We start from the raw sequence: 24,819 nt of genomic DNA, 5'->3' as shown, positions 1-24,819 counted from the left end.
GGCAAGATAGTGAAATACATGACTGGCGCTGAGATAAGAGAGAGTTATCTCAAGTTTTTTGAATCTAAAGATCACAAAAGGTTGCAGAGTGCTTCATTGATACCGAACGATCCCCAGCTGATGTTCACAGTCGCCGGGATGGTTCCTTTTAAACCGATCTTCTGGGGCAAGATAGAACCCACTTACAGAAGAGTAACAACCTGTCAGAAATGCGTAAGGACTAACGACATCGAAAACGTAGGAAGAACCCCTAGACATCAAACGTTTTTCGAGATGCTGGGTAACTTCTCGTTCGGCGATTATTTTAAGAGAGAGACCATAAAATGGGCTTGGGAATTTGTTACCGAGTATCTGAATCTCCCGGAAAACCGTTTGTGGGTTTCCGTCTATCTTGACGATGACGAAGCGTTTTCAATATGGAGAGATGAAGTCGGCATCCCAGAAAAGAAGATCATTAGGCTTGGAAAGAAGGACAACTGGTGGGGTCCGGCCGGGCCCTCCGGTCCATGTGGACCCGATTCAGAGATCTTCATAGACAGAGGTCATGGAGACAACTGCCCGGATCCCGAGAACTGCAGCCCCGCTTGCGATTGCGGTAGATTTCTTGAATTCTGGAATCTTGTATTTACAGAATTCAACCAGGACGAGGAAGGAAATCTCACTTACCTCGAAAGAAAGAACATCGATACGGGATTTGGCCTTGAAAGAGCCGCCTCGATACTTCAAGATGTCGATTCGAATTTCGACACCGACTTGTTCATACCGATAATCAAAAAGATTGAAGAGATCCTTGGAATTAAGTATAAGGAAAAACCGGGCTCCGATATCTCGATAAAAGTCATTGCCGATCATGCGAGATCGGTTGCATTTATGGTTTCAGATGGTATTCTTCCCTCTAACGAAGGTCGTGGATACGTACTCAGAAGAATTTTGAGAAGGGCTGTACGCCACAGTTCACTGCTCGGATACAGTTCCCCGTTTCTTTACCGAATAGTGGAGACAGTTGCGGATCATATGGGAAATGTATATCCCGAACTGAGGCAGAGGCTTTCATTCACTCAAGAAATCACTCTTAAAGAGGAGGAGAGATTCCTCTCAACACTTGTAAATGGTGAAAAGAGATTGAAGTCAGTACTTGTCGACAAGAAAGAACTTTCAGGTCCCGAATTATTCATGCTACACGATACTTATGGATTCCCCCTGGAACTTGTTGAGGAGATCGTTGCGGGTACCGGTGTAACTCTTGACAAAGAAGGCTATGAAAGGGAAATGGCGTTACAGAGAGAGAGGGCCAGGGAGGCAATGGGAGACAGAGAATATCTTAGCAACGTCGAAGCATATTCAACTATATTTCCTGTGACCGGCAATTCGAAATTCACAGGTTACTCGAGATTCGAAGACAAATCCAAGATCGTCGCCATTCTAAAAGAAGGTGACGCCGTAGAAACCCTTAGCAAAGGCGAAACCGGAGATTTAATCTTTGAAAAAACACCGTTCTATCCCGAAAGAGGAGGACAGGTTACCGATACGGGTTTGATCCGTACAGACAATGCTTCTGCAAAGGTCGAGAGAGTGTTCATACCTTACCAGGAGATGATAGTCCACAGGGCTTTTGTTGAAGAAGGTGCTTTACATGTTGGGGACAAAGCTTGGCTTTCGGTGGATGAGGACCGAAGAAAGGCGATAACGAGAAATCACACCGCTACTCATTTGCTGCACGCAGCGTTAAGAAAGGTGCTTGGGGAACACGTCCACCAATCTGGTTCTCTGGTTCAGCCAGATAGATTACGTTTCGATTTTTCGCATTTTCAGCCGTTATCGACAGATGAACTCAACGAAGTTGAAGAAATCGTAAATGAAGAGATCCTCAAGGCTAAAGTAGTAGATAAGGCAGAAAAAAGCTTTGACGAGATTAAAGGGCAGGATGTGATGGCGCTTTTTGAAGAGAAGTACGGCGACAAGGTGCGGGTAATATCAGTCGAAGGATTCAGCAGAGAACTTTGCGGAGGCACTCATGTTGACAACACCGGAGAAATCGGTCTCTTCAAAATCCTTTCCGATACCTCTGTTGCTGCAGGGACAAGGCGAATAGAAGCGATAACAGGAAAAACGTCTCTTAATTATTTCAGAAATCTGTTCAACAGGCAGAAAACAATAAGAGAAGTGCTTGAGGTTCCCGAAGATTTAATTATCCAGAGGCTTCAAGGGGTTTTGAACGAGCTGAAGTCAGGTGGACAAGAGATAAAAAGATTGAAAGAAAAGCTGCTCTCTGGAGACTCCCTGATGAAAGATAAGAAGATGATCGTTAATGGGACGAAACTGCTCATAAGAAGGGTCGAAAACGCTCCTTCTAGCGCCCTGAGAAATGGGGCCGATGTTCTTCTTAGCAAAGAAGGCGGCGGAATAGTGATAATATTCAACGAGCTGGAAGACTCAGTCTCGTTCGTTGTGAAGGTCGAGAAGAAACTTACTGACAAATTCAACGCAGGTGAGATCGCCAGGAAAATCGCAAGAGACCTTGGAGGGGGCGGTGGAGGTAGACCAGACTTTGCCCAGGCAGGTGGAAAGGATCTATCAAAGTTGCAAACATTAATCGAGAGGATTGATGAATACCTATAACAACGGTAACGACAAAAGGGATAATCTCTTTTCTTTCTCGGTAAGTCCTGACCAGTTGTCGCTTGACAGCCTTGCTTTCTTAGGAGATGCAGTTTATTCGCTCTATTTTCGATTGAATACCTTGCCGCAGGCCCGGAGGAGAGCAGGTCATCAGCACAACATAGTAAAAGATTACGTAAGTGCCTCAGGTCAAAGGAAAGCTCTTGAAGAAGTTGCTGACCTTCTTGATGAAGAAGAGAAAGAAATCGTCAGAAGGGGTTACAATTCAAGAGGTTCAAAAAAACATGGAGATGATGAGGACTATAAAATGGCCACCGCTTTTGAAGCTCTCATCGGATATTTATTTCTTGAAGGAAAGACTGAGAGAATCAGAGAGCTGTTCGAAAGGGTGATTTAATGTATTTACATGGAAGAAATGTATTGAGAGAGCTTCTCACAGTCGACTCTTCAGCTCTGAACGTAAAGCGCATAGTTTTCACTAATCAGAAAAATGTCGACTCGCAACTTCTTGAACTGGCTGAGGAATCAAAGGCAAGGGGATTCAGAATTGAAGAGATGGCACCAGAAAAGCTTGCCAATCTCTGTAGAGAGAAGAAGCATCAAGGCGTCGTGATTGATCTTAAACAGTTTCCTTACTCTGACTCCGAAGAGCTCCTCCGAGCAATTGAAGAGCAAAGGACAGCTACGATTGTACTTCTTGACCAGATTCAGGATCCGCATAATCTTGGTGCAATAATTAGGACTTCAGTGGCAGTTGGGGCGGATGCTATCGCAATTACCTCGAGTAACTCCGCGGAAATAACCCCGTCGGTTGTGAAAGTCTCTGCCGGTCTTGCTTTTAAAATTCCGATAATAAAGATAATAAATATGGCACAGTTCGAAGAGATTCTGAAGGAGAAAGGGTTCTGGATTTATGCTTCAGATATGGAAGGAATCCCTTATTATGAAAACGAATACTCTGAAAAGTCTGCTATTGTGTTCGGGAATGAAGGGAAGGGTGTAAGGCGACTGGTAAAGGAAAGAAGTGACCGTCTCATTTCGATACCTATGGAAGATACAGTGGACTCCCTTAATGTAGCCGCCTCGGCCGCAATTATTCTCTTTGACAGGCGTCGCCAGCTTGCCCTGGGAGGAGAGTGAGCTTTTTATGAGAATACACGAGCTCCCGACAGATGTTGTGAGAAAGATCGCGGCGGGAGAAGTGGTAACGGGTTGTTTTTCTGTTGTAAAGGAGCTTGTAGAAAACAGTATAGATGCAGGAGCATCATTAGTTGAAATCGAAATAAGATCCGGTGGTAAGGAATACATAATGGTTAGAGACAACGGTAGTGGGATGACTAACCAGGAAGCGAAACTTGCAATAAAACCCCATACTACGAGTAAGATCTCCTCGATAGAGGATCTTGACTCGCTCATTACGTTTGGCTTTAGAGGCGAAGCTCTCTCGACAATTGCTTCAGTTTCACGCATGCGTCTTTCGACCGCAGCAGATTCAGAAGAACTTGGGACGATCCTGGAAATCGCAGGAGGAAGTGTCACTGGGCAGAAACCCCTAAGCGGCTCAAATGGCACTTTCGTGGAGGTCTTTGATCTGCTTTACAACACACCCGCCAGAAGGAAGTTCTTGAAGTCCGCCTCAATTGAAGGTCGTATGGTAACTGAGATGATCCAGAGATTTATTTTAGCTTTCGAAAATGTCGATTTTGTGTATTCCCGTGATTCTCAAACGGTATTCGACACAAGAGGAGCCGGATCTCTTCAGGATAGGATCGCTCTCATCTATCCGGGGATCTCTACGAGGGATCTAATTCCCGTATCAGGTGATTCAGGCGAAATCAAGGTCAATGGTTACGTTACACTCCCTAGCCGCACGAGAAAAAACAGAATGGGTGAAAACATCTTTGTGAACAGAAGATATGTGAGACAATTCGAACTGAATTATGCACTGGAAAGAGGTTATGGCGAAACCCTTCAAAAAGGTAATTTTCCTTTTGCAGTTCTTTTTATTGATATTGACCCTCAGGAAGTCGATGTTAACATCCATCCACAGAAACTCGAAGTTAAGTTTGCTTCTACTGCAGCCGTTCTGGATGAGGTGAAGAGAGCAGTGCGGTCGGCCATCAAAGGTGCCGGTCATTTCACAATCAATATAGTCCATAGCGAAGAGAACATAACCGGAAGTTCGGAGGAACGGAAAGATGTCTCAGAGATTTATCAGGATCACGAAGTAAGTAATCACGGCTTCAAACACCCATGGAGGAACCAAAAAGTCTTCGATAACAATGCTAGCGACACCTACACGCAGTCCAGAATTGATCGTCACCATTTCAGATCATTTGCTCTTGGTGGAGAGCGTGAAGGTTCACCGGAAAAGGAAAAAAGTGGGGAAGGAAAAGTCAGTTTTATTGGCGTATTCGGAGAAAGGTATTTGATTGCGGAATCCGAGGACGGTCTCTTGTTGATCGATCAGCATGCCGCTCATGAGCGGATCATTTTCGAGACCCTCAAAGAAAGCAAGAGAATCGCCCCGCAAAATCTTCTAATGCCTCTTGAACTGAATCTCGAGAGGTCAAGAATGGATCTGGTTATCGCAAGAGAGGAAACGCTGAAGAAACTTGGGTTCACTTTCGATTTCGTCAATGATAAAATCATAATGGTCTCTATCCCTCAGGTCATGGGAGTAGAAGGCGTAGTCGATGTGCTAGAGGAGATTCTCGACGAAATGAGGCTTGAAGGTCTTGAGGATCCGAAAACGGTTTTCGATAATCTCCTGGCATCGATTGCATGCAAGGCTGCAATAAGGACCGGAAACAGACTTGACATAGGACAAGCGGAGGAGCTCTTCGAAGAGCTGAGAAGAAAGAATCTTCTTGTTTGTCCCCATGGAAGACCAATCTCCATGGTAATAAGACTGGAGGATCTGGACAGGTATTTCTCCAGGTAACTCTGAAAAACATAGCTTCATATCAAGGGAAACCGGTGTGAATCCGGTACGGTCCCGCCACTGTGAGCGGTACGAACTCTGCGAGTGCCACTGGGTAACCGGGAAGGCGCAGACATTAGGTTGATCCGCAAGTCAGGAGACCTGAGTGAAGCTCAGATATCACCATCCTTCCGAGGTAGAGGGGTGGTGAAATTCCTTGCAAAAGAGGTGAGTGTTTTGAAAAGAGCTTTAACAGTTGGTTTGGTTGTACTGTTTGCTGCTTTGTCAGCTGCGATCGACATTGTGGATGATCTTGGAAGACTCGTAACGATCAATGAACCTCCCGAAAGAGTGGTTGTCGCTTCTCCCGCGATAACGAAGTATCTTGAGGTTCTTGACCTTTCATCCAGAATCGTAGGAGTAACCGACTGGGATCCATTTGCGCTTTCGAACGAAGTAGAAAAGATCGGCAATCTGGTTCCCTTAAACCTGGAGAAGATAGTCTCACTCAGTCCTGATCTTGTGATGATTTCGGGAGGGTTTCAGGAGGCAGAAGTTGAGAAACTGGAGAATATCGGGGTCAATACATACGTGATGAATCCAAACTCCTTCGAGGACATCTACAGAAATCTCGTGGTTGTTGGGAATATTTTTGGCGTTCCCGAGAGAGGCAAGACCTCCGCCGATGACTTCAGAGAAGAGGTTCTCGCAATCGCAAAAGACTCTCATAAGCTATCTCAAGATGAGAAACCCAGAGTAATTTACATAATGATAGCCGGGGAGGTTAGCGATATATGGACATGCGGGACAGGTTCCTTTGTGAATCAAGCAATCGCATTCGCAGGCGGTGCGAACGTCGCCGCTCCATACAGTGGAAACAACGGGTGGTTTCCAGTAAGCCCAGAGTTTGTGCTGAATTCTCAGCCCGAGATAATACTGGTTCCATACTATTACGAAGGTGGGCAGGAAGAAGCTGTCAATATGATTGTCTCATACAAGCCCTTTGAAGAACTGCCAGCTGTGAAGAACGATAGAGTTTATCCCCTTTATGACGGACTTACAGCTTATGCAAACCCCAATTTTGTCAACTTAGTTAAAACGCTAAAGGAGTTCTTCTTTTGAAACGAACTGTATTATTCGTACTGCTTTCCACAGCATCCATTCTAGGGATGCTGTGGTTTTCGAGTTTCGGCACGATAAGCTATTCCCTCGGCGAAATCTTCGAGATACTCATCGGTAATTCTTCGGGAACTGCCTCCAGTATCTATCTGAATCTAAGGCTTCCAAGGTTATTGGTGGCATTCCTAATCGGTTCGGGACTGGCAGTGGGTGGAAACGGTCTTCAGTTAACCCTTAAAAATCCTTTGGCAGATCCTTACATTATCGGTATATCTGCAGGGGCTTCTTTTGGAGCTGTTCTTTCTCTATTCTTGCGGGAAGTGAGCAGATTAGACCTCAATATGAACACGCTTGCTTTTGCATTCGCCCTGTTTTCATCTTTCCTGACTTACACGATCTCCAGAAGGGGAGGAAGGATTCCGATTACAACACTCGTCCTATCCGGGGTAATAGTCTCTTTTCTCTTTAATGCAGCAGTAACATTTCTCGTCGTTTTTGCGTGGCGAAACGTAATAACTCTACATTTCTGGTCCCTGGGTTCGCTGTCTGGAGCTACATGGAATGACGTCTTCAAATTAACTCCTGTCATTTTTGCCCAGTATGGAATATTTGCGGTAATCCACAGGAAAATGGTAATTATGGCGGCTGGTGAAGAACACGCAATTACCGTCGGTGTCCGTCCTGAATTACTCAAGTTTCTCGTCTTTTTCACGGTTTCTATAGTATCCGCCGTCGCCGTTTCAACTGCAGGGTTGATAGGTTTCGTAGGTCTAGTCATTCCGCATATGATAAGACTTGCTTTTGGGGCGGACAGCAAATTGAACCTTCCTGCAACTGCGCTGCTTGGAGGGCTGTTCTTGGTGATTTGCGATGCTTTTGCAAGAACACTGTTTCAACCAACAGAGCTTCCTATAGGTGCAGTTACAGCGCTTGTGGGAGCGCCCGTATTCATCTTCTTGTTGAGAAGCAAGGAAGTGGCTAAAGATGGTTGAACCTATACAAATAGAGGGACTCCATTTCAGCTACGGCAAAGAGGAGGTCTTGAGAGGAATCGATCTCCACCTAAAGAATGGTGAAGTACTTGGAGTTCTGGGACCTAATGGAAGCGGTAAATCAACCCTCATGAGCGTAATCTGCGGAATTCGAAAGAACTGGAGCGGCAAAATTAGTGTGATGGGCGATAACCTTCGGGGCCTCTCGACAAAAAAACTGGCAAGAATAGTATCTTACATTCCACAGAGCTTTGAACCATCATTTGATCTGAAAGTTGAGACTATTGTTTCCTTTGGAAGAAATCCACATTTGAACGGACTGGGAAACATGACAAATGAAGATTACAGGATCATTGAGGAATCGATGAGGCTTACGGAAGTATATGAATTCAAGGATCGTCCCTTCAGTACGCTCAGCGGAGGTGAGAAACAGCGTGTAATAATTGCAAAGGCTCTTGCCCAGGAAGGGAAGATACTTCTTATGGACGAGTTCACAACTCACCTAGACCCTGGCCACGCAAGAAGAGTCGGAAAAATCGCGACCGATCTCGTCCGCGCAAAAGGACTAAGTGCAATAGCGATCTTTCACGATATAAATCAGGCGGTAGAAATTTCAGACAGGCTTCTATTCATCAATAATGGAAGAGTAATTGCTTCAGGCAAGGTATGGGATATCGTTACTCCGGAAATTATTAGTTTGGTTTACGGCCTCAAATCAAGAATCATGGAAAACCCGATCAGCGGGCTGCCACTGGTAGTATTCTACGATTGAGACATGGGATTGCTGACATCGGCTACCTTGGCTCCAGTTATCCTTACAAGCTCTTCGAAGCTCGTCTCAACTGCAGAACCCGAAGTCCCCGCGGCAGGGAACACGACATCATATTCCCGTAGATTAAGATCAACGATAATATTGATATCCTGAAGTCCGAAGGGGCAAACACTTCCGGGAGAAAAGCCTGTTAACTGAAGTGTTGTGGTCTCATCTGCGAGTCTCGGTTTTTCACCGGCGATTTTCTTGAGCTTCGAAAGCGACACCTTCCGATCACCCGGGCAGACCACAAGATAAGCTCTTCCACTTTTGCAAATGAAGAGGATCGACTTTGCTATCTGACCGACTTTCACCTTCAACATCTGCGCAGCCGTGATGGCAGTGGGTGTCGTCCCTTCAGGAAACTCGTAAAACTCTAGGTCGTTGGCCTTCAGTATGGCCATTACCTTCTCTGGAATCATCGTACACCTCCGGGAAAGCAATTGAATTATGATACCACGAGTTTGAGAGTCAAATCGAGCATCCGATATGCAGATAATGAAGTCAAAATCTAACTCAAAGGGACGTGTTCTTAATCTCCTTCATGTCGACTTCGAGTAGATTTTATTTTGATGCATCAACTCTCTCTTAAGTAGATTTAATTATGATGCATTACGGCATCTATTACAAAAGTAGAAATGGAAAATCTTTGAGGAAAAAGCTTTCCCCTGAATAAAGGAAACATTCAAAGTTTTCTGCTGCCTTCCGATTCGGACCAATCGCAAGCCGTTTTCGTAATTTTGGACATCAAAGACGGGCATATGGATGCATAATCGATCACATTCTCATGAACAGTCGCCAAGCGATAGCTTTCTTAAATTTATTTTCACTCTCTTCATTAAAGACCGGGTCACTCTCTCGATCAGAATGCAATCAGATTAACAACGTGCGTGTTTCTACAGAGTTTTTTGACAGCCAGCCACAACCTAGAATTTCACGAACCGTCAATCTTCTTCACTGCGACAATCCAGCCTCTTCGCAGAACCAATGCCGTCATACAGAAATCCGCGCGCCAAAAAAATCAGAACCTGCTGAACCTTTCCAACCGCCTCGAGCGGAAAAGCTTGGTCTCCCGATCGCCTTCATCGCTTTGTTGGCAGTACTTCACCAATATAATGAAATGTATTTATAGAGATTCCGTATTGCCTTTAATTTACAATACGGTATTGTGGTAAACTATTGGTGTACATACTCATGTGCCCTATCCAAATTCAATCATTGGAGGTGGTATTATGAGACTTACGGTAGTTCTACTTCTGCTCTGCCTTCTATCAGTCTCTTTCGCAAACGGTCTGGAGCAAACAAAACAGACGCGTGTCGAACTTCCGGGTTGTTATATCATAAGATGCTACGGAAGCTGTTTCCGGGGCGATCAGGGATACGACTGCGTACTAACGGGCAGAGCGGCGAACTTCGATGGCAACGGAAATCCACTGGCCGTAACATTGCATCTCTATCTAGATTGTTACGTCGTTTATTTCATCGTTCAGTCCTGCAGTTCCAGCGGTGAGTTTTCCGGCATCGGAGAGGTTGAAGGTTCGGTGGGTTGTTTCATAAACACCGGGCCTTACGAAGGCTCTTGCTTCACTTATGAGTCATCATGTGCCTGTTCGGACTCATAAAGTTTCTCCGAAATGTCACAGATAACTGGAGGTGATTTTATGAAAAGGACAATGCTTTTTCTAATACTTTCTCTGTGTTTCGTCACTACCTTTGCCGCCGGCCTTACAGGCTACTTGACTCAACAGATTCCATGGATGGCCGGAAACGAAATGACGCTCGTCCCGCTCAGCGAATCAAAACCTGACACTCTGGAAGCTCCATCTATAAAAGGATTGAAGTACGGCCTTCTCGAGCTCGGCGCCAAGCGATAGTATTCGCGCTCATACCCGGAGAGATCCCCCTCCTGTGGATCGACGCAAACAACAACAGCAATGTGCTTGACGACCCAACGATCGCACCGGACTTCAAGGAGACCCACCAAGACACTACGACCTACGAGTGGATTACCAGAGTCAAAACCTTTTATGAACTCGAGGGTTATTGGGAATCAAGATCTGTCAAACTGTTAGCCAGAAAGACGGGGTTGACTGGCGAGTTGGAGTTCCGATACTGTTTGTATGAGCACATGGAGGGGTTAGTCTGGGCCGAAGACGGCCCGAGAAAGCTCAAACTCTTCACGCTCGACCCCAAAGGTTTTTACTCTACCGGCCAGGTTTACTTCGGAGTCGATACGGACGGCGACGGCGAAATTGCTCTAATCCACGACTCTTACGAGATCTTCCTGCATGGGGAAGTCTTCTCTTTGAACGGCAAGGCATACAGACTTGGCGAAGTTTCCAAAGACGGGAAAAAGGTTTCCTTCGAGGAGACCGGGTACGCTCCGACGGAGAAACCGAGATTTCTCAAGGGAGATGCTCTTCCGATTCCCGGAGTTCTCCAGACGGATCCAATTGTTAATGCGGCCTTTTTTGAGGGATCCCCCAGCCTGATCGTCCTCAGCAAAGTCACGCCTGCGACAGTCGTCGAACCGGTATACTCCGATTGCGACTGCATTTCTCTGAGCGCTTTCGAAAGGTTCAGATTGGACGGAATCATCGATCTCGCCCAAAGGTACACAGATCTGAAGGTTCTATGGGTACTCACAGGAAAGGAGCAAGTCGAGCCGGAAGCGGCGCTGCTGGAAAATATCTATTTGAGAGACGAAAAAGCCCTGGTCGATTTCTACGGCTTCCCAGGCGAGGAGAGGGTTTTCATCGTCGACTCGAAGGGCGTTATCGCCGAACTAGACAGCTACTGGGTCGACGAGGCGAGCCTCGACACTGACCGGCCGCAGAACGGAAAGTTGATGCTCAATTACTCCGACATAAGAAAGACTGTAGAAGCTCTGTACAAAACCGATTGAAGATTAACCCCGTTAGCAAATCGAGTCTTCCGATAAGGCAGAGAACCGCTCTTCAAATGAATGAGAGCGGTTCTTTCCATTTAGAACTTCCGACAAAAAACGCTCAACCCGCCGAATCAATTACTTCCCATATCGTTCACTATAACGGCTTTCGCCAGTTCGTGCGCGAGAGCGGTGAAATCCTTTCCCTCGATGTTGCTCAGCACCACCACAAAGATGTCGTCATCGACATACCTATTTATTCTAGTCGAGGTACCCTTCGTGTCTCCGTCGTGATAAACAACTCTTCTGTACTCGCCATCTATAAGCTCGTTACCGATGAAGACTCCATAGCCTGCCTCAAAGAGTTCGTTTGATGGACTCTGCATTAGTCTTAAAAAGCTTTCTGAAAGCACTTCGCCGGCGGAAAGCGCTCGGTCCCACAGATACAGATCATACACAGTGGAGTATAACCCCCCGGCTCCTCCGGGAAGCCTTCTATCGACCCAGTCAGCAGGTCTTACGCTAGAGAGATCTATAACATAGGAATCACAGTAGTAAGGAAGACCCCATCCGCTATCGTATTCATTGTAGTCGTAACCGGTGTTGTTCATTCCCAGTGGTTCGAAGAAGCTCGTTCTCAGATATTCATCATAGCGCTTCCCGCTTGCCCTTTCTACTATGACACTGAGAAGGAAATAGGCGCTGTTGCTGTAGAGAAAGCTGCTTCCAGGTTCAAACCTCAAAGGCAGAGAGGAGATGTAGGCGATTTCGGCCTCTTGAAGAGTTCTTCCCACTTCAAATTTCCTGATTTCCTCACGGAGTTCTTGCGTGTTAATCATTGTGGGGATTCCAGAAGAATGATTAAGCATTTGTTCGATCGAAATGATGTCGCCGTTTTGAAACTCAGGTATGAACTTCCCAACCGGATCTGAAAGAGACATAAGACCATCTTCGCATAGCCTCAGAATCGCCGCCGCAGTGAACTGCTTTTTTATAGAGGCAATTCTGAACTTCTTCTCTGGAGTATTGGGGATAGTTCTCTCGATATCGGCCATGCCATAGCCGCCTGCATGAAGGATAACGTCTCCCCTGGAGACAAGAATGGCCCCCCAAAAACCCTCAAAGTCGATAATTCTATTTATCACATCATTTATGGGATTGGAAACCAGAGATACAGAAGACATCACGACGATTACTGCTAATGTAGCTATTTTCCTTATCAACGAGCACCTCCCGCAATAAGAAAAGTATCGAGTATAACTACATAATAACCTATGACAAACCATCTCATATAGAGTTATCGGGAGATTTTACTAAGATGGTAGCGTCCGGCTTTTTCACAGTTTCTTTGGACATTCGTACTCTGGTTTTTCCGAAGTTTGAAATCAACACATGTAGTTCTGAAGAAGCCGTCTCGGCGACCTAAATACCTAGAACTACCTACGAACACACAATGAAGATTGATGAGCTGGATAAGAACTACAAGAATCTTCGCATAAAGCAACGTAATCTGCGATAGACTATTGATGAAACGGAAGATTTGCAAATTATCCCGGAATATTTCTCAACAAAGCCAGAGTTAGGTTTTTCCACTCATAATGTTTAAAATATCAATCGATGCTGCTTTACTGTATATTACGCCCGGATTGAATGATGCACTGATGGGTTCGTTTGGGGAGGAATGAAGTGAGAAGAATTGGCTTAATGTTGATGTTGTTGATTGTTGCCGTTACTGCCTTGCTTTCACAGAGAATAGTGGTTGCGGTGATGCAGGATCCCGATTTTCTCGATCCACACAGGGCGGCGGCTTCGGGAACCTACGAAATGATGTTTAACGTGTTCGAGGGTCTTCTCAAGCCCAACCCTAATGGTACCGTAATACCTGCCATAGCCGAAAGCTACAGTATTTCTGAAGACGGTATGGTCTACACTTTCAATCTCAGGAGCGGAGTGAAGTTTCATAACGGATCAGAGGTTACGGTAGACGATGTTTTGTACTCTTTGAACCGGCTCAAAGGCTCTAACGGCGAAAGAGGACTTTCTCCCGATTTTGAGAAGTTTGTTTCGAAGATTGAAGCGGTAGATGACAAGACTGTCAGGGTCAAACTCAGTACACTCAACACTGACTTTCTCGAGAAGTTCATAGTGGCAATTATTCCGGAAAGTAACGAAAACCATGAGAAGAATCCTGTGGGAACAGGTCCTTTTAGGTTCGTAGAATATAGACCGGGTCAGAGGCTAGTTATCGAAAAGTTTGAGGAATATTGGAATCCTGAGCTGCCAAAAGTCGAGGAAGTTGAATTTAGAATAATTCCCGACAATCAGGCAGCAATAATGAGTTTCCTGGCAGGAGAGGTTCAGATACTTCCGAGACTCGATGCTATTCAGGCAATGGCACTAGGAGATCGATACAATCTATTAACTGCCGAACAGAATATGGTTCAGTTGATGGCAATGAACCATGCGGTCAGCCCTTTCGACGACATTAGAGTCAGGAGAGCGATAAACCATGCTGTGGACAAGGAGGAGATTATAGAAATCGTGGCCGGCGGTTACGGGACAAAGCTCGGCTCAAACATGTCGCCGATAATGAGCGCGTATTACAGAGAAGGTCTTGAGGACTACTACGAACCGAGTGTCGAGAAAGCAAAAGCTCTTCTCTCAGAAGCTGGATATCCAGATGGATTTGACACAAAGATTACTGTGCCTTCCAACTATCAGTTTCATATAGATACTGCCCAGGTAATTGCGGAACAGCTTAAGAGAGTGGGTGTAAGGGCGGAGATCGAGCTTGTCGAGTGGAGTGTTTGGCTGGACAGAGTCTACACAGCAAGAGAGTACGAAATGACAATAATCGGTCTTACTGGCAAATTGAGTGCTTACGAAATATTGAGGCGATATGTTTCCGACTATCCGAGAAATTTCTACAACTATTCCGACAGTGAATACGACCGTATAATTAGTCTGGCTATTGAAAAGACTGCCGTCGAAGAAAAAGCATCTATGTTCAAAAGAGCTCAAGAGATTCTTACAGAAGATGCCGCCGCAGTTTACATCATGGATCCCAACTTTATCGTTGCTCTAGCTCCCAATTTGCACGGATACACGGTCTATCCTCTCTACGTGCAAGACATGTCGACTCTCTATTATCGCTGACAAGGAGAGGCATTTGTGTTTGTTTATTTAAAGAAGCTCTTTGCCATGATTTTAACGGTGCTTCTGGTTTTGCTGATAACCTTTGTTACATTTGAGATCATTCCGGGCAATCCTGCGTTGTCAAGACTTGGTGTGGATGCTCAAGAATCCCAGTATGAAGCCTTGTCAGCAGAACTAGGTTTGGATGATCCATTAGGGATAAGGCTGTCCAGGTGGTTGAAAGGGCTTTTCACGGGTGATCTTGGAATCTCAATGAGATACTCCGTTCCTGTATCGGAATTAATCCTCGACAGATTGCCCGTAACTATTTCTCTCGCAGTGATGGCTTTGGCCCTGATTATCCTAATAGGCATTCCTCTTGGCATAGTTAGCGCAAAATATGGTGAAAGGCTACCAGGAGTTATGATCACACTAATCTCACAGATTGGGATGGCAATTCCATCTTTCTGGAGTGGGATTATTTTGATCTATATATTTGGAATTCTCCTTCGCTGGGTATCACCTGGAGGATATGTTCCTTGGAGCGAGGATGCTTATGGAGCGTTCAAGTCACTTATCCTACCAGCCATCGCCATAGCGCTTCCATCGATTGCATCAGTCATAAGATACACAAGAAACTCCGTAATGGATCAGATGAAGAACGATTATGTACGGCTCGCAATGTCGAAAGGGATGAACCTGAATTCAGTGTTATTGAGACATGTACTCAAGAATGCCCTGATTCCTATTATCACTGTACTTGGAATGATAACGGCAAACATTTTAGGCGGATCAATCGTCATTGAACAGGTTTTCACGCTTCCCGGCGTCGGAAGACTTCTGATAAACGCCATCACGACCAGGGATCTCCCTCTGGTGCAGGGAATGGTTTTGTACATTGCTTTCATAGTCGTTATTATTAACTTCTTTATCGACGTCATATACACAGTTATCGACCCAAGAATCAGATTGGGTCAGAGGGACTAACATGAACAAAAGGAGGATCAATCTATGGATTGGGACAGTGCTGATTTCCATTCTGATGCTGATGATGGTAGTCAGTCTATTCTATACTCCATTTCCTGTAACAGAGATCAATAGACTTGAACGATTTGAACCTCCTTCAGCGCGTCACCTCCTGGGCACAGACAACTTTGGAAGAGATGTGCTCAGCAGAATAATGAAAGGATCCCAGACAGCCTTCTTTGTGGGACTAGTCGCGGTATCGATTGGCAGTGTTTTTGGCGTACTTATCGGCGCAATCTCTGGTTACTTTGGAGGAATAGTCGACGAGATAATAATGAGAATCGTCGACGCTATGATGGCTTTCCCAAGTATCCTTCTTGCACTGATGTTTGTATCCGTTTTTGGAGTAGGCTTGAGAAATACGATTATTGCAATAGGGATAATGTCAATTCCTTCGTTTGCCAGAATCACAAGAAGCGGTTTCGTTCAACACAAAGAGCTGGATTACGTCAAGAATGCAAAGATAAAGGGCATCTCGAATTTGCGGATAATGTTCAGACACATACTGCCAAATGTGCTTTCCCCAATAGTCGTTGCTGCTTCAATGGGATTTGCAAACGCAGTTCTCGCCGAAGCGGCGCTGAGTTATCTTGGACTTGGAATTCAGCCGCCCAATCCCAGCTGGGGAAGAATGCTGAGTGAGTCTCAGGTCTTCATAACCGTCAGCCCCTGGTACGCGATAGCACCCGGAATCTTTATCACGCTTCTTGTGCTGGGATTCAACTTCCTAGGAGATGGGATCAGAGACATTAGAGAGAATAGGTGAAAGAGAATGAACTGTGAAAACGAGCCCTTACTAGAAATCAAAGATCTCAAAATTGGATTCAAGACTCCAGAAGGGCTTCTTCACGCTGTGAAAGGAATATCTCTTGAAGTAAAAAAGAGAGAAATCGTTGGGATAGTCGGAGAATCCGGCTGTGGAAAGACAGTAACGGCATTGTCAATAATGCGCCTTTTACCCGATAATTCATTCGCTACTGGAAGCATAAATTTCTCCGGCATCGATCTTCTTTCACTCACGGAAGACGAAGCGAGGGGAACACGCGGAAGAGATATATCAATGATTTTTCAGGACTCCCTCTCCTCTCTAAATCCCCTTATGAAAGTAGGAAGACAAATCGACGAGAATCTCATGATGCACACTTCTCTCGACAAAGCAGAGCGATTCTCAAGGGTTCTTGAGATCATGAAAGGTATCGGTCTTCCAGATCCAGAAAGAACATACGGCAAGTACCCTCACGAACTCTCCGGTGGGATGAGACAGAGAATAGCCATTGCTATTGCCATCGTGTGTAATCCCGATCTGATTATCGCAGATGAACCGACGACCGCTCTGGACGTCACAGTTCAGGCACAGATACTGGAACTTCTGAGAAAGATAAACCGTGAAAGCAACTGCTCTATTATTTTTATCTCGCACAATCTTGGAGTCATTCGGGAAATATGTTCTAAGGTCTATGTAATGTATGCAGGTCACATCGTTGAGAGAGCTTCTACAGAGGCACTTTTCACGAATCCAGGCCATCCTTATACTTTGGGCTTGATAAAAGCTCTACCAAAACTTGAATCTAAGGGGAAAGAGCTTTTTGATATTAGAGGCAGAGTTCCATCCATTGCCGATTTAACTCAAGGTTGTCCTTTTGAACCAAGATGTGATTACTCATTCGAGAGATGCAGGAAGGAGTTCCCCGATCTGAAAGAAATCGATTCCGATCACGAGGTGCGATGTTTTTTAGCCGGAGGCAAACTTTGAAGGAGAGAATTCTCGAGATTCAGGATCTCACGAAGCATTTTCGCTTGAGAAGAACCAGCTTGTTACGGAGGCCGGGCTCTATAAAAGCGCTTAATGGAATTTCCTTCAGTATCTCTAGAGGAGAGTCCTTCGGCATCGTCGGTGAATCGGGTTGCGGTAAATCAACGGCAGGATATAGCATAGTGGGACTTCTGAAGCCCACGGCAGGGAAGGTATTGTTCAAAGGCGAAGAAGTCAATTCAATGGATGCAAACAGTCTTCGAGAGTTCAGAAAGAAGGTACAGCTTGTTTTTCAGGACACTTCAGGCTCTCTTAACCCCAGAGGAACGGTTGAATGGATACTGTCTGAACCACTAAGAGCAATGGGTATGGCGAAAAAACAAATCAGAAATCTAGTTGTTGATAGTCTTGAACTCGTAGGATTAGACAAAGACCTTCTAGGTCGATTTCCTCATGAGCTTTCCGGAGGTCAGAAACAGCGTATAGGTATCTTAAACGCGCTCATACTCGATCCGGAAGTCATCATCGCCGACGAACCAGTGTCTTCTTTAGATGTCTCCATTCAGGCACAGATACTTAACCTTATGAACGAACTTCAGGATAGGCTTTCTCTAACTTATCTCTTCATTTCGCATGACCTGAACGTCGTGCACTATTTCTGCAACAGAATAGCCGTTATGTACCTCGGAGAAATCGTTGAGCTTTCCGAATCCGAAGAATTGTACAGATCGCCCCTCCATCCCTATACACAGTCTCTTCTTTCGGCAATACCCGGCGGCTCTTATCGGAAGACTGAAAAAATAATTCTCGAAGGTGACGCTCCAAGTCCTATGAATCCGCCATCTGGGTGTTTTTTTCATCCCCGATGTTTCAAAAGAATGGAGATTTGCTCGAGAGTCAAACCCAAAATAATTGAGGTTTCGAAAGATCATTTCGTAAGCTGTCACCTTTACTGAGCATTCCACTCTCTTGATATTGGAACACGAGGCGGTTTTTGACCGGCATCGCTTCGAGCACGAATCAACTCTTTCATCCGATCTTCTTGAGTAGATACATACTAAGCACATAAAGACAGCTTGCCATTACAGCCAGTGAGACAAAAGCAACTCCAAACGAGATTGTGTCAGCGATTCTTCCGAAGATGGGGAAGAAGATTATCATTACTAAGCTATACATCATACTTGCAAAGGATATTATCGTTGCCCTGCTCCTGGATGGAATCAGCTTATTTATGTAGTCGTTACCCGCTACAAACAACATAGCTTCAATCATTGCTACAACCATGAAGAAAGGTAACTTGTTTGAACAAAGCGCCACACCCCACATAGATGCGACGGAAATAAGAGGCAGTATGATTAGGACTTTCTTCTCCTTCAGCAGGTGAGATAGCCTCTGAACCTTCATGGCCACTAATCCCGCTAGAAACGACCCGGCCGCGAGGTATATGCCAATCTGAAACTCCGTGCGGCCAAGTCCTTTCCAGTAATTCTGAATGTAAAAGAATATGCAGGCGCTGAATGCCAGTATAGTCTGAACAAAAAAGATAAGAAATGCAACCTTTCTATCTCTGGCGATTAGTGAGAAGCTGTCAACAATCTGCTTCAAGAAGCCCCGGAAAGTTTTTGAATTACGGCCCACCGATTCAAGGATTGGTGGTTCTGTGAACGAAAGAGAATAGACCACCGAAAATGCGATGATCCCGGAGGAAGCCCAAAATGCATAGTGATAACTGTACGTTCCCAGGAACCCGCCGATCAGAAGCGCCACAACTGAAGACACTTGAAATATTGCCTCCTGCCTTCCAAGCACCGATATAAAATTGTTTTCTGCTTTCAGATATTTGAGAGAATCATATACAAGAGCCTCTCCAGAACCCGATTCCAGGTTATACGAAAGTGCAGCGAGTACCATGAAAATGGTGAAATGAAAGAAGCTTGTCGCACCGATCAACACCAGAATACTCACAAGAGAGAGACACCTCCCGATACTTCTGCTGAGTTTTCTTCCGAACAAGTCTGCTACAGACCCGGTAGGGACCTCCATCATCAAAGAGGTCACGTGGAATATTCCTTCAAGGAAGCCGATCTGCGTCAAACTCATTCCTCTGGAGGCCATGTATATCATCCAGAGGCCATTTGATAACCTGAAATTCATAAGAAAGGAGAATACGTAGTTTTTCTTTATGTTGCTTTCCATGAGTTCTGTCATTGTCTTCAAAGAAATTGCCCTCCAAAAAAAAGCCGTGACACTCGTCACGGCCATTGTCTAAGCTTAACAGTTCTAGATGGATACAGGCTCAACGAGGTAGCATTCACCCACAGATCTTGAAAATCCGCCCGACATAACCATAAAATACACCTGTATGATTTCTAGCATGTGGGTTGCTCCTCCTTTTTGGATCAAAATCATTATACAACAAAAGAATGGTAATAAGGTGCAGCCAAAGCAATACGAACGGTCAAAGTGAATTACGTTTACTACATGGCATCTTAAGTTCTTATCAGAACTCCACCTTACTGTAGAAACTCAGACCAGCTATCCCCACTCTTTCTTCTAGTTATCGATTGTTCATAAGAATCGGTAAGATTTCGCTTTGTTTCAGTAAAAGAATCGATGTCGATATCTTTAGTGTAATCAAGACTCTTCAATCCATCGTCTTCAATGGTAAAGATCTTTTCACCATGTTCCGCAATGAACTGCCGATCATGACTAATGAAGAGGAACCCTCCTGGAAAATCATTCAGAAGTTTGTCGAGCATTTCAAGAGATTCAATATCTAGATGATTCGTCGGTTCATCCATGAAGATAAATTCTACTCGTGAAAGGATGGCTTTCAATATGGCAAGCCTCATGCGTTCTCCGCAGCTTATCAATTCAGCATTTGCCAGTGCTCTGTCGCCCCTGAATCCGATATTTGCCAGATGGCTTCTGGTTGTCTGTTCATCCAGCCCGACATCGGAGATCTCTTCAAAGGGAGTTTTCTTTTTGAAGTGGCGCGTCATATCCTGTGGAATAAATACCCAATCGACACTGTCGTTTCTGTAAATTCTGCCATTTACCGGCTTCAGAATACCTACAAGACATCTCATGAGAGTTGTCTTTCCTGAACCGTTGGGACCGATTAGCCCTATTCTCTCATTAGTATCGACGTTTAACGAGACTTCCCTAAAGATGTTTTTCTTTCCGTATGAGAATGATATCCTCTCGGCATTAAGCATTTTTCTATTAGGCACTTCGTACTGGGGAATCTTGATGGTTATAGGTTTCTCGACGAATGGTTTTTCCTGTTCTAGTTGTTGGACTAATCTCTCCTTCCTTTTCCGGACAACAAGTGCGCGCTTTGCAAGTTTAGCCGCCATGTGACCTTCATGCCCCTTATCCGACGAAAGTCTTTTTGAAGCCTCTCTTGAATCAGACCAGCTTTTCCTCCTGGCCACATCGAGTTCAAGCTGACGGATTTTCTTGTCTATTTCTACGCACTTCTTTTTTCTCGAAAGAAAATCCTTTTCTAAGAAGGCCAGCATCTCGGAATAACCGCCGCTTATGGATATTGCTATTCCCCGCTTCAAATAGACTGTTTTATGGGCGACCCGATCAATGAAAGTTCTATCGTGGCTTACAACAATTATTCCCACACCACTTTCACTAAGAGAACTTACTATCTCTTCGAGCTTCAAAGTCATTTCGATGTCAAGATGATTTGTCGGCTCATCCAGCAAAAGAAGTTTGGAGCCGGAGAGAGCTCCTCTGATTACGGAAAGTATCCTTTTAAATCCATGAGATAGATTCCTATACGGAAAGTCTAGATCATCGATGCCTATTCCAAATTTATTTATTGTAGAGGAAATCGAGGCTTCCAACTCAAAGCCTCCGGCATCGTTAAAAGCATTTATTAGTTCTGCGTAAACAATTGGATCTGAAGAGCGACACAGTTCGGTGTAAATCCTGGAGATTTCTGGTTTCGCGCCGAAAAGATACTCCTTCACCGTGCCGGAGAAAGTGTCACACTCCTGATGAACGAAAAATGGGGCAATATCCTTTTGAAGTAAAATCTCTCCTTCCAAAGGGGTTATCTCGCCGGCAACTGCTCTCAGGAGACTTGTCTTACCAGTTCCATTCGCTCCCGTCAAGGCGAGAGTCTCCCCTGCGGCAAGATCCAGATTCACTTTTCTTAATACTTCAAAACCATCGAACGAAATGGAAAGGTCTTTTATCTGAAGCAATTCGATCACCTCCAGTAAAGGCTTGGCAGCAATAAACTACAAAAAACTAGGGATCACTTATGTAGTTGTTGATCGATGAGTCGTATGAGAAAGTATTGAATTACGCAGTTCAGAGAAGCTTTTTCTTCATTTCGGCACCTGCTGTTCTATGATCTTTTATTTATATCATATCAAAACCAACTTAGTCAAACAGCCTCTGTACTGGCAGTACTAGATAATGATCTTCAAAAGGTTTTTCCCGTTCTCGTAACGATAATCAACCCTCTTTGAAAACCTCTTTATCAAATAAACGCCCATTCCACCTTTTTGCAGAAGTTCTATGTTCTCAAGATTTGGATCGTCTACCTTAAGAGGATTGAACTCTGTGGAGGCATCTTCGATGGTGATAGTCACTTCTTCTTCTCCAACTTCAAGGTTTACCGAAATAAGATCATCTTCCTTGAGTTCACCGTGCTTAACGATATTCGAGCACGCTTCTATTACTATCAGCCCTGCCCTGAATCCTGTTTCATTTCCTTTAGTTCTTCTGACTATCTCGGACACTTTTGCAGAAAAAGCATCAATCTTATACAGCTCGGGTTCGACCGTGAAACTGTAGTTCTCTTCGGCCATTATTTCAACACAAATCCTTGATGGCCTCTACAACGCTGCAGTTCTTAATGATGAAGAGCCTGTCAAGTCGCAATGTATTCAGTAGTTTCTTTATCTCTTCAGAAAGATTCACCAGAATCAAATCACTTCCTTTTGCGGAAACCGTCTTGTAAATGCTTATCAGAGCTGCAATTCCCATGGAATCAATGAACTCGATGTTGTTGCCGTCCACAATAACTGTTGAGCAACTTTTCAGATCAACAGTCTCTTGCCATTTTCTGAAATTTGCCGACATTTCCCCCGTAATTCTTGCCCTCTTAACAAGGGAAATCACTCCAATCTCATCGTTAGCCTTCTTGAATTCGAACATTCTTCACTCAGCTCCTCATCCTAGACTTTTCGGCAACAGCTTACCGAACTAGAACTGTATCAGTAAGGCCGTAATATCGTCTTCCGCAAGTGTACTCCCCTTGAAACTCTCATAAGAGGATTTCAAGTGCAAAGCGGTACTCCTTATATCGATATCTGAACTGCTCTTCATAAGATTTCTAAGTCTTTCCTCGCCATACATTTCACCTTTTTCGTTCATTACTTCGATCAGCCCATCGGTATACAATAACAAGCGATCACCGCTACGGAAAGGCACCTTAGAAACATCTCCGTGAATCATATTTATTCCGACAAGAGCTTCTCTCTTCCCTTCAAGAAACTGTACAGATCCCTCTCTTTGCATCAAAGGAGTCGGATGTCCCGCATTTGAAAGCAGAACGAAGCCTTCCTTAAAGTCCACTATTGCGGAAACAATTGTGAAGAAAAGGTTGAACCTCTCAAAAATAAAGTTTCTATCCAGCTCCTTCATAAAACTTCTCAAATCGAACTCACCATCATAGATACTGGCCCTGAAATCTTCAATGAACCTGTGTACCATCACCGATAGCATTGCCGCATTTACGCCGTGTCCTGACATGTCGGCGAGATAAACAAAGTACCGATTTTCATCCAGCTTGAATATATCGAAGATATCCCCACCAACCCTGTAAGAAGGTTCATATATCCATTCAACAGAGAGTCCTTGAGGATTGCTTTTTGGAACAAGAGCATTTTGAATTTTACCGGCTGCTATGACATCGCTTTCTAGATTATCTACCGCCACTCTCAAAGATCTGATAAGATCATGAAGCTTCAGATGAGTATTTACCCTAAGTAGAACCTCTTCGGGGAGAAAGGGCTTTGAAATGAAATCTACGGCACCTGAACTCAGAGCAGTGAGCTTGCTTTCTCTGTCGGAAGAGCCCGTAAGAACAATAACGGGTATAGGCTCTAGCTCTTCACTTTCTTTGAGCTGAGCCAGAATATCAAGTCCATTATAATCAGGCAACATTAGGTCAAGAAGTACTATATCCGGCTTCTGCACAGCCAGCGATGAGAATGCCGACCTGCCATCCGCACTTTCTACAACGTCATGGTTGTCTCTCGAAAGAATCGATTTCAACAGAACTCTAACCGACAAGTCATCATCCACCACGAGTATCCTACTCACCCGGATCACTTCCTATTCAAAGTATCGCAAAGCTTCTGCAGGTGCAATTTTAGAAGCAGAATAGCTGGGAATAATGGTCGAAACAAGAGAGGCAATGTAGAATATTAACGCCATTGAGATAAGCTGATCCCAGGGAATGTAAAGCTTCATGCCCTCCATTAAAGGAGAGGCAAAGATTTCAACGCTTGTAAGCGTACCGGTCACCATCCCAAGGAGAATTCCAATGATCGCGATAAACGATGTCTCAAGTAAGAAAGAAGAAAACACCATTGCTTTGGTGAAACCAATTGCTTTGAGCATGCCGATAATCCTCTTCCTTTCATGAAGAGCTTTGAACATAATGATCGCTATACCAACTATGCCGACAAGCATTCCGAAGTACAGAAAAGACCTTAGAATGCTTATTGTCCCTTGCAACATTGTTGAGGTCAGGTTCATTATGTCATCTACGTATAGAAGAAAAGGACTTCTAGATGATATCTTATCCTGAAGCGAATCGAAGTTTGCCTTTTTCTCTACCTCGGTGTCTCCTGAAAGGTTGAAAAGGAAATGTCTCGCGGCACTGCTGCCTGTCAACTCCGCAGGAGTATTCCCTATGTAAATGAGCAGTCCATTAAGGAAGGAGATGGTGTTTTCCGGGATCGTTGCTATCACTTCAAGATAAATAGGGCCTGAATCAATCATCTCTGAAGATAGCTTTTTCTGCGTGAAAGCAGCGGCACCGTTTCCGGTATCGCTTTGATCTGCTATCCTTCTTAGTTCAAGCACATCCCCTGGTCGAACATCCGGCAAAACACTGTTTGAAACTATAACAGTGCCGGAATTGTCTCTCAGATAATTCCACAAGTCTTTCACGTCTGAGATCCCAAGCCCTTCAACGAAATCGAGTTCCGTCATCCTGTTATAGTCAATGAAATTATCGTCAAGCGCAAAGACTTGCTCCACATCATATCTTCCGTCTCTTCTCAGCGCAACGTTTATCCCCGACACCGTCGAAATCTCCCTGACTTCCAGCTGAGATTTCAGTTCAGTTAAGGTAATTGCACTTTCACCAGTAAAAGAAAAAGCTCCAACATCAAAGCCAGCAAAGATTGCATCTCTGCTTTTGACGAGCATCTGTTCCATAGAGTAGGGAATTATCGAAATCAGGGTAATAACAAAAATGACAACGGCAAACATGGCAATAGTGAGGCCTGTTCT

Annotated in this window: 23 protein-coding genes and 1 riboswitch; of the genes, 15 read left to right on the top strand and 8 right to left on the bottom strand. The window is 44.6% G+C overall.

Annotated elements, in window-relative coordinates; translation table 11 throughout:
• Nucleotides 1–9 precede the first annotated feature (9 nt).
• The 7 genes from alaS (at nucleotide 10) to BG32_RS14275 (ending at nucleotide 8,425) form a co-directional block, all read left to right on the top strand.
• Nucleotides 10–2,619: an alanine--tRNA ligase gene (alaS, locus tag BG32_RS14305; RefSeq protein ID WP_014731595.1), complete on the top strand. Its 2,610-nt coding sequence runs from the start codon at nucleotides 10–12 to the stop codon at nucleotides 2,617–2,619.
• Nucleotides 2,606–3,016, top strand: a complete 411-nt coding sequence (locus BG32_RS14300; RefSeq protein ID WP_014731594.1) for a Mini-ribonuclease 3 — start codon at nucleotides 2,606–2,608, stop codon at nucleotides 3,014–3,016. The genes alaS and BG32_RS14300 overlap by 14 nt, the downstream gene beginning before the upstream one ends.
• Before the next feature lie 23 nt (nucleotides 3,017–3,039).
• Nucleotides 3,040–3,759 (top strand): 23S rRNA (guanosine(2251)-2'-O)-methyltransferase RlmB, encoded by a 720-nt coding sequence (rlmB, locus tag BG32_RS14295; RefSeq protein WP_236609153.1) that lies wholly within the window; start codon nucleotides 3,040–3,042, stop codon nucleotides 3,757–3,759.
• 7 nt (nucleotides 3,760–3,766) lie between these two features.
• Nucleotides 3,767–5,563 (top strand): DNA mismatch repair endonuclease MutL, encoded by a 1,797-nt coding sequence (gene mutL, locus BG32_RS14290; protein WP_014731592.1) that lies wholly within the window; start codon nucleotides 3,767–3,769, stop codon nucleotides 5,561–5,563.
• Nucleotides 5,546–5,727: riboswitch (cobalamin riboswitch) on the top strand. (Overlaps the previous gene by 18 nt.)
• Before the next feature lie 19 nt (nucleotides 5,728–5,746).
• Nucleotides 5,747–6,664: an ABC transporter substrate-binding protein gene (locus tag BG32_RS14285; protein WP_014731591.1), complete on the top strand. Its 918-nt coding sequence runs from the start codon at nucleotides 5,747–5,749 to the stop codon at nucleotides 6,662–6,664.
• Nucleotides 6,661–7,653, top strand: a complete 993-nt coding sequence (locus BG32_RS14280; protein ID WP_014731590.1) for an iron ABC transporter permease — start codon at nucleotides 6,661–6,663, stop codon at nucleotides 7,651–7,653. The genes BG32_RS14285 and BG32_RS14280 overlap by 4 nt, the downstream gene beginning before the upstream one ends.
• Nucleotides 7,646–8,425 (top strand): ABC transporter ATP-binding protein, encoded by a 780-nt coding sequence (locus BG32_RS14275; RefSeq protein ID WP_014731589.1) that lies wholly within the window; start codon nucleotides 7,646–7,648, stop codon nucleotides 8,423–8,425. Before BG32_RS14280 ends, BG32_RS14275 begins: the two co-directional genes overlap by 8 nt.
• Here BG32_RS14275 and BG32_RS14270 read toward each other — a convergent pair.
• A complete protein-coding gene (locus BG32_RS14270; RefSeq protein WP_014731588.1) occupies nucleotides 8,416–8,886 on the bottom strand; it encodes a YbaK/EbsC family protein in 471 nt (156 codons plus the stop codon). The two genes, BG32_RS14275 and BG32_RS14270, sit on opposite strands and share 10 nt — an antisense overlap.
• Before the next feature lie 810 nt (nucleotides 8,887–9,696).
• Here BG32_RS14270 and BG32_RS14265 point away from each other — a divergent pair.
• From BG32_RS14265 to BG32_RS16870, 3 genes are all read left to right on the top strand, one after another.
• Complete coding sequence (locus tag BG32_RS14265; protein WP_006487699.1) at nucleotides 9,697–10,086, top strand: hypothetical protein; 390 nt, start codon at nucleotides 9,697–9,699, stop codon at nucleotides 10,084–10,086.
• A 39-nt stretch (nucleotides 10,087–10,125) separates the two neighbouring features.
• Nucleotides 10,126–10,338, top strand: a complete 213-nt coding sequence (locus BG32_RS16875) for a hypothetical protein (RefSeq protein WP_259459775.1) — start codon at nucleotides 10,126–10,128, stop codon at nucleotides 10,336–10,338.
• A 242-nt stretch (nucleotides 10,339–10,580) separates the two neighbouring features.
• A complete protein-coding gene (locus BG32_RS16870) occupies nucleotides 10,581–11,369 on the top strand; it encodes a hypothetical protein (protein ID WP_259459774.1) in 789 nt (262 codons plus the stop codon).
• A gap of 116 nt (nucleotides 11,370–11,485) precedes the next feature.
• Here the strand turns inward: BG32_RS16870 and BG32_RS14255 are convergent, their stop codons facing one another.
• Entirely contained in the window at nucleotides 11,486–12,574 is a 1,089-nt protein-coding gene (locus tag BG32_RS14255) for a serine hydrolase (protein ID WP_014731586.1), read from the bottom strand.
• Nucleotides 12,575–13,037: 463 nt separating this feature from the next.
• Between BG32_RS14255 and BG32_RS14250 the strand changes: the two genes are divergently transcribed.
• The 5 genes from BG32_RS14250 to BG32_RS14230 are packed head-to-tail and all read left to right on the top strand — an operon-like array spanning nucleotide 13,038 to nucleotide 18,221.
• Nucleotides 13,038–14,507, top strand: a complete 1,470-nt coding sequence (locus BG32_RS14250; RefSeq protein ID WP_014731585.1) for an ABC transporter substrate-binding protein — start codon at nucleotides 13,038–13,040, stop codon at nucleotides 14,505–14,507.
• A 15-nt stretch (nucleotides 14,508–14,522) separates the two neighbouring features.
• On the top strand, nucleotides 14,523–15,473 hold the full coding sequence (locus tag BG32_RS14245) for an ABC transporter permease (protein WP_014731584.1): 951 nt from the start codon (nucleotides 14,523–14,525) through the stop codon (nucleotides 15,471–15,473).
• Between the two features lies 1 nt (nucleotide 15,474).
• Entirely contained in the window at nucleotides 15,475–16,278 is an 804-nt protein-coding gene (locus BG32_RS14240; protein ID WP_006487704.1) for an ABC transporter permease, read from the top strand.
• A gap of 6 nt (nucleotides 16,279–16,284) precedes the next feature.
• Nucleotides 16,285–17,265, top strand: coding sequence for an ABC transporter ATP-binding protein (locus BG32_RS14235; RefSeq protein WP_014731583.1), 981 nt, complete (start codon nucleotides 16,285–16,287; stop codon nucleotides 17,263–17,265).
• A complete protein-coding gene (locus BG32_RS14230; protein WP_099772827.1) occupies nucleotides 17,262–18,221 on the top strand; it encodes an ABC transporter ATP-binding protein in 960 nt (319 codons plus the stop codon). The genes BG32_RS14235 and BG32_RS14230 overlap by 4 nt, the downstream gene beginning before the upstream one ends.
• Nucleotides 18,222–18,294: 73 nt before the next feature.
• Here BG32_RS14230 and BG32_RS14225 read toward each other — a convergent pair whose 3' ends face one another.
• The 6 genes from BG32_RS14225 to BG32_RS14200 form a co-directional block, all read right to left on the bottom strand.
• Nucleotides 18,295–19,473 (bottom strand): MFS transporter, encoded by a 1,179-nt coding sequence (locus BG32_RS14225; protein ID WP_041928472.1) that lies wholly within the window; start codon nucleotides 19,471–19,473, stop codon nucleotides 18,295–18,297.
• Between the two features lie 305 nt (nucleotides 19,474–19,778).
• Nucleotides 19,779–21,497: an ABC-F family ATP-binding cassette domain-containing protein gene (locus tag BG32_RS14220; protein WP_259459773.1), complete on the bottom strand. Its 1,719-nt coding sequence runs from the start codon at nucleotides 21,495–21,497 to the stop codon at nucleotides 19,779–19,781.
• 201 nt (nucleotides 21,498–21,698) lie between these two features.
• Nucleotides 21,699–22,100 carry an ATP-binding protein gene (locus tag BG32_RS14215; protein ID WP_014731578.1) on the bottom strand — a complete coding sequence of 134 codons (402 nt, stop codon included), beginning with the start codon at nucleotides 22,098–22,100 and terminating at the stop codon, nucleotides 21,699–21,701.
• A 4-nt stretch (nucleotides 22,101–22,104) separates the two neighbouring features.
• Nucleotides 22,105–22,449 (bottom strand): STAS domain-containing protein, encoded by a 345-nt coding sequence (locus BG32_RS14210; RefSeq protein ID WP_014731577.1) that lies wholly within the window; start codon nucleotides 22,447–22,449, stop codon nucleotides 22,105–22,107.
• A 48-nt stretch (nucleotides 22,450–22,497) separates the two neighbouring features.
• Nucleotides 22,498–23,619: a PP2C family protein-serine/threonine phosphatase gene (locus BG32_RS14205; RefSeq protein WP_099772825.1), complete on the bottom strand. Its 1,122-nt coding sequence runs from the start codon at nucleotides 23,617–23,619 to the stop codon at nucleotides 22,498–22,500.
• 12 nt (nucleotides 23,620–23,631) lie between these two features.
• Nucleotides 23,632–24,819 (bottom strand): ABC transporter permease (locus tag BG32_RS14200; RefSeq protein ID WP_121527020.1); only part of this gene is annotated, 1,188 nt, incomplete at its 5' end.

Origin of the sequence: Mesotoga sp. HF07.pep.5.2.highcov (genome assembly GCF_003666285.1) — a bacterium.
Taxonomy (GTDB): Bacteria; Thermotogota; Thermotogae; order Petrotogales; family Kosmotogaceae; genus Mesotoga; species Mesotoga prima.
The sequence above is the reverse complement of the archived record's forward strand: the minus strand, read 5'-3'. Positions and strand labels throughout refer to the sequence as shown.